Origin of the sequence: Paenibacillus sp. FSL R5-0636, from assembly GCF_037974255.1 — a bacterium.
GTDB lineage: Bacteria > Bacillota > Bacilli > Paenibacillales > Paenibacillaceae > Paenibacillus_AQ > Paenibacillus_AQ odorifer.
Map to the genome: position 1 here is coordinate 624,019 of NZ_CP150232.1, position 10,509 is coordinate 634,527.

The following is a 10,509-nucleotide window of genomic DNA, read 5'->3' on the forward strand; positions in this document are numbered from 1 at the left end:
GAGGAGTAGAAAGCTATGAACACCGAAATTCAGCAATTTAAGACCGAATTCTTCAAGGCGCTGGCTCATCCGATGCGTATTCGTATTCTGGAGCTGCTCAGCGAAGGTGAGAAGAATGTGAATGAACTGCAGGCTATTCTCGGCTCGGAAGGTTCTGCTGTATCCCAGCAGCTAGCTGTTTTACGCGCCAAAAATGTAGTAACCAGTGTGAAAGAAGGCACCACAGTCATTTATGCCTTACGTGATCCTCTGATCAAGGACCTTCTGGTAGTGGCCAAACAAATATTTGATAACCATCTCGTGAATACCATTTCATTGCTGGAAGGCATGCGCGGCGAGTGAAAATGGCATAGATTAACGTTATTTTGGCGTTGACAACAGTCGCGTCCTAGAGTAATGTTCTTCTTATATTCAAATAATCAGATATTTAAAGAAAAGAAGGTTTGAACATGACAGGGCGGGGTCGTTATAAAGGCTACAACATGAACGCTTTTCGCAAGGATTTGATATCGGGGACAATCGTCGGAGTTATTGCCATTCCTTTAGGGATGGCATTTGCTATTGCTTCTGGTGTAAAGCCGGAATATGGCATTTATACGACAATCGTTGCCGGCATATGTATTTCATTGTTCGGGGGATCGAAATTTCAGATTGGTGGACCGACAGGTGCATTTATTCCTATCTTGTTCGCCATTGGGATGCAGTATGGTTATGAGAACCTGCTGTTAGCAGGGATGATGGCGGGGGTTATTTTAGTCCTCATGGGATTGTTAAGGCTGGGTGTACTGATTAAATTTATTCCGAAGCCGGTCACGATTGGTTTCACAGCAGGAATAGCGGTTATTATCTTCACCGGACAGATTGCTAATTTCCTTGGGTTAAGGAATATTGAACGGCACGAGAGCTTTGTAGATAACATGAAAGAAATTGGACTTCATCTATCGACGATCAATGGATATAGTATCCTGACCGCCGCGATTTGTCTGGCCGTTGTTATCCTAGCGATTCGCTTCGCTCCGAAGGTGCCGGGCTCATTGGTTGGCCTTCTTTGTGCGACTGTCATAGCAGCGTTATTTTTTAGCGGTAAGGTGACTACGATTGGTTTGGCCTATGGGAATATCCCTAATACACTGCCAAGCTTCCGTTTTCCGACCATTACCTGGGAGCGGATTACAATGCTGATTCGTCCGGCCTTTATCATCGCGATGTTGGGTGCTATTGAATCCTTATTGTCAGCTGTCGTAGCTGATGGGATGACAGGCAGCCGCCATAACAGCAACCGTGAACTGATTGGTCAGGGAATCGCCAATATTGCAGCTCCATTGTTTGGAGGAATTCCAGCTACAGGTGCCATTGCCAGAACCGCCACAAATATCAAAAGCGGTGCAGTTTCTCCGATCTCAGGGATCGTTCATGGGGTAGTGGTATTCCTAATTCTTTTGTTGTTTGCACCCTATGCTTCTAGTATTCCGTTGGCAGCGATGGCTCCTATCTTGATGGTAGTAGCTTGGAATATGAGTGAACGCAAACAATTTCTTCATTTGCTTAAAATCAAAACAGGTGATTCTTTGGTATTATTCATCACCTTCTTGTTGACGATATTTGCAGATTTAACGCTGGCCGTAGAGGTGGGATTAATTCTTGCGGTGATTTTGTTTGTGAAACGGATGGGAGAGGTTCATCTGGTATCCAAAGTATTGCCTGATCCTAATTCCGTCAAGGTAGGGGCACATATGGTAACGGAGAGTCATGATTGTCCGCAGATTGGGATTTATACCGTGGAAGGGCCGCTGTTTTTTGGCGCTGCGTATAGATTTGATGACACCATGCCGGGTTATGGCTCCGATCAGCCGAAAATTATATTAATGCGGATGGGAAAAGTGCCATTCATGGATACTACGGGCGAATCCAATCTGGCGGAGCTGGTGCGGCATTTACATGCTGTTGGAGGGAAACTAATGATCTCTGGTGTTCAGCCACAGCCGCTTGAGCTACTTAAGAGAACCGGGCTATATGACAAAATAGGAGAAGCACAGTTTTATCATCATACCGGTGAAGCGATCAATGAAGCTCTTAGCAGTATTAATCACAACAAATGTATCGGATGCAGTCATGCGGCGTTTAGGGAGTGTACGGCATTATCCTGTCAGGAGGATGCAGGTGGACTACGGGGTCTGACAGGACGCAAGAAGCCAGCATTGCCTCTGAACTAATCAGCGGTACTTGAGCTTAATAAATAAAGTCGGCCTGGGCGCTATTCTTGCGTCTGGGCTTTTGTATTAAAATTGGACTTCGGAATTCTGAATTTGTACAATTGGGTATAAGTTTAATGTAATCAATATCGATAAGGAGAATATAAGCTCATGAAGGAATTGAATTATCCGAAGGTGTTTATGCTCTTGGCGGGATTGTCTGTCGCTACATTGGCGGTATATCGTGTAGTGTCACTTCAGACGGATTCGTTTTACGCTTTTTTAATTTGGAATTTGTTCTTAGCTTGGATTCCGTTTTTATTCTCCATGGCTGCTTATGAGCTAGACAAAAGGAAGATAGGCGGTTTATTACTTCTTCCTTTGGGTGTCGCGTGGCTGCTGTTCTTTCCAAACGCGCCTTATCTCATGACTGACCTGGTGCATTTAACGGTAAGAAAAAGTAGATATATCGTGGAGGGAGCCATTCAGAATCGCTACTGGTATGACTTGGTCACTCTTTTATTGTTCACCTGGAGTGGATGGTTGACCGGGTTCTTCTCATTGTATCAGTTCCAGACGGTCATTTATCGTAAAAGCAACCTGCTGTGGTCATGGGTATTTGTGCTTGCGGCATGTATGCTCGGGGGATATGGTGTACTGCTTGGCCGAGTCTACAGACTCAATAGCTGGGACGTCCTGACGGACAGGCATCAGTTGTATCAACTTGTTCTGGATAGCCTGAATCTCCAGTCCGTATTTTTCAGCTTGTTCATTGCCTTTGTCCTGCTGGTCATTTACGCGACGATGTATTGTCTACTCAATGCTCTTGGCACCGGAGAAAGACGAAGAGTTACCAGAGGGTACTAATCGGTACACTCCGGCTCAAACTGGAATTGCTTCAGATCTACCACACCTTTTTCATTAAAACTAACTCCCTCTCCCTGTAGATAGAGCCTCTGGAGGGAGTTAGACTCATCCTCAGTTAGTGCGATCATTCCCTTAGCATTAATGACCCGATGCCAGGGCAGCTTATATTTTTTGCTCATGGAGTGAAGGATGCGAACGACCTGCCTCGCTCCTCTTGGGCTACCTGCCGCGCGGGCAACTCCTCCGTAAGTCATCACTTTACCTTCTGGTATAGACTGTATGATATGAATAACTCTCTCAGTAAATGGTGTCATAGCAAGCTCAAGCTCCTATATCTTATTTTTATCCATTGCTCAACAGATAAATCAATTCTAAACGAAACGGGGGACGAACAGGAGGATTTTTTGAGGATAGCAAAAAAAGGGTTGCAAAGCAATAAATACGCGTGGTATATTCTAACTGTAAAAATAATCTAAACGTTTAACAATGTGATTGAAAGAGTTCCATAATAAGATAGGAGAAGGTGTAATGAGGAAAACCAGCATTAAAGACATAGCCGCAAAGGCTAATGTTTCGATTGCTACAGTCTCCTATGTGCTTAATGGTACCCGCAATGTACGTTCTGATACAAGGGAACGAGTTGTTGCCGCCATTGAGGAGTTGAATTATAAGCCGAATGCTATTGCGAAGAGTCTCAAACTCAACCGTACGAATACAATAGGTGTTATTGCAGAAGATGTGACGGTATTTAACACCCCCGATATTATCGATGGAATTAATGATTTTGGAGATCGAAACGATTTGCATATTTTACTGGTGAATCTTCGTTTAGACAAGCGTATCGGCCGTAACTTCTCGAATACGGAAGACTACCGAAAGTATGCCGCTAATGCGGTTGCCGAACTGCTCAGCAATCAAGTGGATGGGATTATTTATATCGGTGTTCATCCCCGTGATTTAACGGGTCTAATCGATACGGAGGGTAAGCCGATTGTGTATACCTACTCTTACACACAGGACGATATCTCTATCCAGTATAATGATGAGCAAGCTGCTTACCAAGCCATGTCCTACTTGGTTAACCAAGGACATAGCAGAATTGCTGTAATCAGTGGTTTGATGGATTCTATCCCTTCCAGATTAAGACTGAACGGTTATTACAAGGCAGTTACTGAATATCAATTACCGTTCGATCCACTGTTAATTAAGATGGGAGACTGGGAGAGGGAATCAGGGTATCGCCTTACCTCCGAGTTGCTCGCTTTGCCGGAGCCCCCAACCGCGATTCTTTCCATGAATGATGTAATGGTTGTAGGTATTTTGCAGGCGGCAGAGGAAAAAGGGGTTAAAATACCGGATGATCTGTCGGTTGTCGGTTTTGATAATCGTGAATTCAGTGATTACTTACGCCCGCGTATAACAACAATGGGACTTCCGCTACATGAGATGGGCTATCAAGCTATTGAGGTTTTGTTCAATTTAATCAAGGGGACGAAGATGGATTCACTGACCATGCCGGAGTGCCGGTTGATCGAACGTGATTCCGTGGCTACGTTAAAAAATGCTGTGAAACAAAAATAAGTTTCACAGCTCCTTTTTCCTCATAAATCTAAACGTTTAACTTAAAATATCGAAGAGGTGCTAGGCAATGACGATTCTAGGCAATGAAAACTTCACGATGGAGCTAAGCGACCGCGGAGCACTTCAGTCTCTGATATTACAGGGCGACCCTAGTGAAATGAATTGGGTAGTTGATCCGTCTTATTTGAAAGAGGCAGGTTATGCGGATACAGATAAGCTATTCGGAGAATGGACAATAGAGCTGGACGGGAATATCATAAAAAGCACTGATCTGTTGCCCAAAATTACGCCAGAAGGAAAACACCGTGTAATTGTGGATTTTGAAGGCGCACCGATTGCAATCAGACTTACATATTCTCTGGAAGATGAGCGACTAAGATGGACTATTGAAGCTACAAACCGCTCACCACAATCTGTAAGAATTAATGGACTTCATGTGTGGCTTTCGCTCGCGTATATCATGTACAGAGATGAAAATGTGCAGCGCAATATGAGCCAGTCCTGTGCAGTGTTCCCCCATCTTGGTGGGGATTTCGCTAAAATCGCTGCTATTCGACGGAGCAACAAAGCACCACATCTGGGTGTTTATGGGGTTCAGGGCAGAACAGTAAGCGTAGGTACTTATTGTAGTTATAAGAATCGTTTTCTTGAGCAGGTCTCCCCTTCTTTGGATGGTCTGCTGTATCATCGGCTATCGTTGGTGGAGGACGGATCATCTATGACCGAATCTGCAGCTGCCGACTGGATATATGGTGGCGCTTACAGTCCGCTGGATCTTGGCGCTGGGGAGACCTACAGCTGGGAATACATATTCCATCCCTGTCAGAATCGAGATGATTTCTATAGGCAGGGCATGGCCTATGGACATCCGCGCTGGAGCTATACGCCTGTATTAACCCGAGGAGGAAGGTTCGAAGCTGTTGTTGATCTGCCGCAGGGCCAGGTTCTACGTGAGCTGCGTTTGTATAGCACTTTACCGGGGACGGAGCTGATCCGCCAGGAGAATATTACGAACGAAGCTGTACGGTTGGAATCAGGCAGTAGCTATGCTATATCTTTACAGCGTTTGGAGCCGGGAGAACATAAGCTGGAGCTGGTGCTAGAAGATGGACGGAGCGATATCCTGGTCTGGAATGTACTGGAGTCGATTGACCGGATTCTGGAAAAGAGAGCCGAGTGGTTGGTAAATAATAACTTTGGAGGGACAGGGGAGGTCGAAAGGCCATATGCCTTCCGTCCGCTATCGAATCAGGGAGAATCGCTGGGTAAGGTTGCTTTTCTACTGATGAAGAATAGCATGGCCAAGGCTGTCCCAGAACAAGTAGCTAAGGCCGAGATTGCAGCAGTATTGGATGTGAAGGAGCATTGGTTTGAAGGCGGGGATTTTAATCATCCGCGTCCCTTGTACGGAGAATTCTACCGCATTTATGATCTGGATTATATTGGGCATGTCTTTTATCTATTGTCACGAATGGATGGTTCATTACTTAAAATTCATTCTCCTAGAGAATATCTACAATGGGCTGCCGAAATCATGTGTCTTCGCCTAGACCCTGATCGGCACAGTGGCCAGCGTGAGAAGGATGAGAGCCGTCTAAATGGGATATTTGTGCTCTATATTCTTGATTTATTAGAAGCACTGAAGCAGTGCGGTCTTTCAGAAGAGTATAAACGTCTACTTACCTTATGGGAGCGCTTTGGTAGAAATCTGGAGACAGGGATACAGCAGTATGAGGGAGCTATAACGGAGCATTTTTACGATAATGCAGGATTTGGCCCTACCTGTGAAACGTTGTGTCACCTTGGAAATAAAGAGGAGGCCCAGCGTTATGGACAACTAATTCTGGCAAATATCGGATTCAGCAATGATTACAGAGTGCAGAATCCGGATCGCTGGTGGGAAGCTTTGTCTTATATGATTCATTCCCTTTGGGGTGGATTGGTAGCAGGAGCATCCCGGGTTGCCTATGAATTCCTTGGAGACCCTGAATATTTGGAAGCCGCTTACCGTTCTACGATGGCAGTATTCAATTGTTACGATTGGAATGTACGCTCTACTCCACGCCGTTTGTTGCCTGGAGAGGCAGCTTCTACATATAGTGTGGCAGCTCCTAACCTGAATATGCCAGAATTGTCGCGAAACCGTTTTGGGCAATCCGTATTTGTGGGGGCAAGTGATTCCTTGTTTGCTTCGCTGTTCTCGGGTGTGACAGGAGATGATTGGGATATGGGGGAGGAGCTAGTGGCCTATCTAATGGGCTTCGGGACAACCACATATTTGTACAGGGATCCACGCGGAAAGATGCGCTGTATTAACGGTTATATTGAAGAAGACTCGGAGGGCTGGATCGTAACAAGTTACGCTGCATATCCGTCAAGATATGTGCTGCTTGAGGACAAGCTCGAATATCGCACAACTGAGGGGATGCTAGAGCCTCACGTAAGACTGGCAGGCGGAATGTTCAGCCCTTGTCTGTAATCGCTAAGAATGACAAACCATGATGATTTTAGGCTAAAGCTTTAAATGCTTGGCTTGAAATAAATAGATATGAAAAAAGGGAGGCAACAAACATGAAGTTTGGAAAACGTACTCTAGTTCTATCTTTAGCATCAATGATGGTTTTTTCCGCACTGGCAGGTTGTTCGGGCAATTCCAACAATGCGGCTCCAAAGGCATCTGAAGGGTCTGGAGCAGCCAACAAAGAAACTACGCCTGATAAAGATGTAACCTTGGAATTATTGTATTGGGGTGATGATGTACAGAAAAAGCTGGTAGAAGCGGCAGCAGAAAAATATACAGCCGACACCGGAGTAAAAATCAATGCACAAGTGCTTCCAGCGGATGGCTCCTTTGATACATTTATTCAGACCCGGCTCGAATCCGGCGAACTTCCAGATATCAGTTATATGGGCGAAGGCGATATCCAAAAGTACAATGAAATGGGAATTATCGAAGATATCAGCGATTTATTAGCGGACGGAAGTATTCCTGAAAAACTATCAGCGATAACAATCCATTCACCTGAGCAAAAAGTGATCGGAGTCGGTCTATCCAACCAGCTGGAGCTGCTTTACTATAGCAAGTCCAAATTTGATGCAGCAGGTCTTGAATATCCACCCTCCAAAGTTGAAAATGCGTGGGATTGGGATACATTCGTAACAAACGCGAAAAAGTTAACGACAGATACTAAAGGAAAAACAGCGGCAGATGAAGGCTTTGATGCTGCTCTGACCGAGAACTACGGGCTTGGTATGACAGCGGGACGGGAGTTCCACCATTTCTGGGCAGCTTATGCCAACGGTGGCGGGATTGTTTCCCCGGATGGAAAGGAGTTTCAATGGGATTCTCCCAAAACGGTTGATGCCATCCAGAAGCTAGCTGATCTCGTTAACAAAGATAAGGTTGCATCCGCTTTCAATTACACTTGGAATTCCGGAATTGGTTCTGCGGTAGACGCTTTGAGTGGTGGTTATGCCATGGCGATCAGCGGCTCTTGGGATCTAGCTAATATCAAAGGAAATGAAGATATCGGCGTTGGGGTTCTGCCTAAGATGGAAAAGGCAGTAACGGTGAACTGTGGTGCTCCGCTTGTTGTGTACAATACATCGAAGCACATTGAGGAAGCCAAGAAATTCTATGCCTACATGGTCAACCCTGAGAACAGTCTGGAGCTGCTGAAGAGTGGTGCGTGGTTGCCAAACCAGGCAGATTGGTATACCGATCCTACCTTGGTTGAAAAGTGGACCTCCGATCTTCCTGAAAGCGCAAAAGAAACTATCCTTAGTTATTCGACAACGAAAGATTCTATCGCACAATGGCCTGCATATTACGTTCCTGCCTACCTCAAGATGAATACTGAATATGAGAAATCTATTGATCAGGCATTGGCAGGTAAGAAAAGTGTTAAAGAAGTCTATGACGCGATCATGCCAGCGATCAAGCAGTTGTTCGAGAGCGGCAAGGTTTCCTAATTAGAGCTTATATTTGAAAAGAGGGCTATTGCTTATGAACCCAGAGAGCAAAACCGAAACGGCTGCGGTCTATGTTAAAAAGCATGCCAAAGGTGTCACCAAAGAGGCGGTGGCTGGATATATGTTTGCAGCACCGGCCATTATTGGATTTTTGGTATTGACGCTTTATCCGATGCTGGCCAGTTTGTTTTACAGCTTTCATAAAATAACGATTATGAGCGGAAGCCAAGTTATGGAATGGATTGGGCTGGATAATTTCCGGTACATATTCACCAATACCAGCTCCGAATTCAAGAAATCCATAACGGTGACCTTGATTTATGCCTTCATTAACGTGGCGCTTGTAATCACCTTTTGTCTGATTGTTGCACTCTTATTGAACCGTAAATTTATCGGCAGAAACTTGATGCGGGCTATATTCTTTCTGCCGTCTGTAGTTCCGATGCTGGCGACAACGATTGTGTGGCAGATGCTTCTACAGAACCAAGCCAAGGGTGGACTGCTTAACTGGATTTTATTGCAGATAGGAATAGCCCCTGTTGATTTCCTGACTGATCCCATCCGTATTTTTGAGACATTGTTTATCATGAGCTTGTGGACCTGTGGTGGGACGATTGTTGTGTTCATCGCTACGCTGCAGGATGTTCCGGGAGAATTGCTGGAAGCCATCGAGATGGACGGGGGAAATGCTTGGCACAAGTTCCTCAAAGTAACCTATCCGACGATCAAGCCTGTCCTCTTTTTCCAATTGATTATGTGCATGATGACCTCTATCCAGATTTATACGCAAAGTGTGGTGTTGTCCAGAAATGGTGCACCCGATCGGATGACTTATTTTATCAACGTTATGATCTATGACCATTCATTTGTTCAGGTAGGGATGCGCGGTTTGGCGTCTGCTGAGGCATGGGTCGTCTTCCTAATCACTATGGCCATTACTGGTGTGCTGTTCTACTTCCAGGGCGCATTTAAAAGGGACGATTCGATGGGCAAAAGAAAGAAGGTGAGATAATGGCGGCAACCGCAATTATGAATTATACAAGTATCCAGAAAAAAAAGAAAAGAGCTAAAGCCATCAATACCGGGCTGATTCTGTTCTCCTGTCTGCTCGCAGTGGTGTTTGCTTTTCCGCTCTATTGGCTGCTGCGAGGTGCCTTCGTGAGCCACACAGAAATACTGGCGCGGCCGCCTGTGTTTTTCCCCGAGTCACTAAATGTCGATAATTTTCGGCTTGGATTGGAACGTATTCAGTTCCTGCGGCAGCTCTGGAATTCAGTTTCGATTGTAGTTCCTTATGTGATTGGGACGGTGCTGACGACAAGCTTTGCCGGGTATGCCTTTGCTAAGCTGAACTTTCCGCTGCGCGGGATGTGGTTCGTGCTGGTCATCAGTACGATGATGCTGCCTAGTGCCGTAACCCTGCTGCCACAATATTCCCTGTACACTTCGCTGGGACTAGCTGGCAAACCTGCTCTTATTATTCCGGCCTTTTTCTGTGCAGGCGGCAACGCGTATTTTGTCTTTTTGCTCCGGCAATTTTTTATGACGATTCCGCTAGAACTCAGTGAAGCTGCCAAGATTGACGGCGCGGGTTACTTCCGTATCTACTCCCGCATCATGCTGCCGCTTATACGTCCCGCAATGATTGTTGTGGCGTTGTTCAGCTTTATTAACTGTTGGAATGAATTTTTCTATACCATGATTTATTTGAAGACTGAAGCAGATTATACGCTGCCTATGGGCTTGTATATTGTGAACGGGATGCGCATTCCGAACTATGAACAGGTCATGGCACTGGCGCTCGTCGTTACAGCTCCTTGTCTAGTATTTTTCTTGATCGGCAACAAATATTTTGTTGAGGGCATTACATTAACGGGAATCAAGGGATAAAAAGGAG

At 45.4% G+C, this 10,509-nt stretch carries 9 protein-coding genes; 8 read left to right on the forward strand and 1 reads right to left on the reverse strand.

Annotation, left to right across the window (positions count from 1 at the left end):
- The first annotated feature begins 15 nt into the window (after positions 1-15).
- The 3 genes from MKX34_RS02790 to MKX34_RS02800 all read left to right on the forward strand — a co-directional run bounded on the left by MKX34_RS02790 (position 16) and on the right by MKX34_RS02800 (position 3,059).
- Positions 16-342: a metalloregulator ArsR/SmtB family transcription factor gene (locus MKX34_RS02790; protein WP_036676741.1), complete on the forward strand. Its 327-nt coding sequence runs from the start codon at positions 16-18 to the stop codon at positions 340-342.
- A 107-nt stretch (positions 343-449) separates the two neighbouring features.
- Positions 450-2,213, forward strand: coding sequence for a sulfate permease (gene sulP / locus MKX34_RS02795; RefSeq protein WP_076103906.1), 1,764 nt, complete (start codon positions 450-452; stop codon positions 2,211-2,213).
- 150 nt (positions 2,214-2,363) lie between these two features.
- Complete coding sequence (locus MKX34_RS02800; RefSeq protein WP_076103907.1) at positions 2,364-3,059, forward strand: DUF1361 domain-containing protein; 696 nt, start codon at positions 2,364-2,366, stop codon at positions 3,057-3,059.
- On the opposite strand, the gene MKX34_RS02805 is transcribed toward MKX34_RS02800, so the two are convergent.
- Complete coding sequence (locus MKX34_RS02805) at positions 3,056-3,373, reverse strand: MGMT family protein (RefSeq protein ID WP_036676747.1); 318 nt, start codon at positions 3,371-3,373, stop codon at positions 3,056-3,058. The genes MKX34_RS02800 and MKX34_RS02805 overlap by 4 nt on opposite strands.
- Before the next feature lie 214 nt (positions 3,374-3,587).
- On the opposite strand from MKX34_RS02805, the gene MKX34_RS02810 reads away from it, so the two are divergent.
- The 5 genes from MKX34_RS02810 (at position 3,588) to MKX34_RS02830 (ending at position 10,502) form a co-directional block, all read left to right on the forward strand.
- Positions 3,588-4,640 (forward strand): LacI family DNA-binding transcriptional regulator, encoded by a 1,053-nt coding sequence (locus tag MKX34_RS02810; protein WP_036676749.1) that lies wholly within the window; start codon positions 3,588-3,590, stop codon positions 4,638-4,640.
- A 67-nt stretch (positions 4,641-4,707) separates the two neighbouring features.
- Positions 4,708-7,119 (forward strand): hypothetical protein, encoded by a 2,412-nt coding sequence (locus tag MKX34_RS02815; protein WP_076103909.1) that lies wholly within the window; start codon positions 4,708-4,710, stop codon positions 7,117-7,119.
- A gap of 92 nt (positions 7,120-7,211) precedes the next feature.
- On the forward strand, positions 7,212-8,612 hold the full coding sequence (locus MKX34_RS02820; RefSeq protein ID WP_076103911.1) for an extracellular solute-binding protein: 1,401 nt from the start codon (positions 7,212-7,214) through the stop codon (positions 8,610-8,612).
- Between the two features lie 34 nt (positions 8,613-8,646).
- A complete protein-coding gene (locus MKX34_RS02825; protein ID WP_081384022.1) occupies positions 8,647-9,624 on the forward strand; it encodes a sugar ABC transporter permease in 978 nt (325 codons plus the stop codon).
- Entirely contained in the window at positions 9,624-10,502 is an 879-nt protein-coding gene (locus tag MKX34_RS02830) for a carbohydrate ABC transporter permease (protein ID WP_081382617.1), read from the forward strand. The genes MKX34_RS02825 and MKX34_RS02830 overlap by 1 nt, the downstream gene beginning before the upstream one ends.
- Positions 10,503-10,509 lie beyond the last annotated feature (7 nt).

What these genes read in the sequence shown, in the direction of transcription:
- MKX34_RS02825 (WP_081384022.1), top strand. Translation starts at nt 8,647, where the DNA reads ATGAACCCAGAGAGCAAAACCGAAACGGCTGCGGTCTATGTTAAAAAG.
- MKX34_RS02815 (WP_076103909.1), top strand. Translation starts at nt 4,708, where the DNA reads ATGACGATTCTAGGCAATGAAAACTTCACGATGGAGCTAAGCGACCGC.
- MKX34_RS02830 (WP_081382617.1), top strand. Translation starts at nt 9,624, where the DNA reads ATGGCGGCAACCGCAATTATGAATTATACAAGTATCCAGAAAAAAAAG.
- MKX34_RS02805 (WP_036676747.1), bottom strand. Translation starts at nt 3,373, where the DNA reads ATGACACCATTTACTGAGAGAGTTATTCATATCATACAGTCTATACCA.
- MKX34_RS02820 (WP_076103911.1), top strand. Translation starts at nt 7,212, where the DNA reads ATGAAGTTTGGAAAACGTACTCTAGTTCTATCTTTAGCATCAATGATG.
- MKX34_RS02810 (WP_036676749.1), top strand. Translation starts at nt 3,588, where the DNA reads ATGAGGAAAACCAGCATTAAAGACATAGCCGCAAAGGCTAATGTTTCG.
- MKX34_RS02800 (WP_076103907.1), top strand. Translation starts at nt 2,364, where the DNA reads ATGAAGGAATTGAATTATCCGAAGGTGTTTATGCTCTTGGCGGGATTG.
- MKX34_RS02790 (WP_036676741.1), top strand. Translation starts at nt 16, where the DNA reads ATGAACACCGAAATTCAGCAATTTAAGACCGAATTCTTCAAGGCGCTG.
- sulP (WP_076103906.1), top strand. Translation starts at nt 450, where the DNA reads ATGACAGGGCGGGGTCGTTATAAAGGCTACAACATGAACGCTTTTCGC.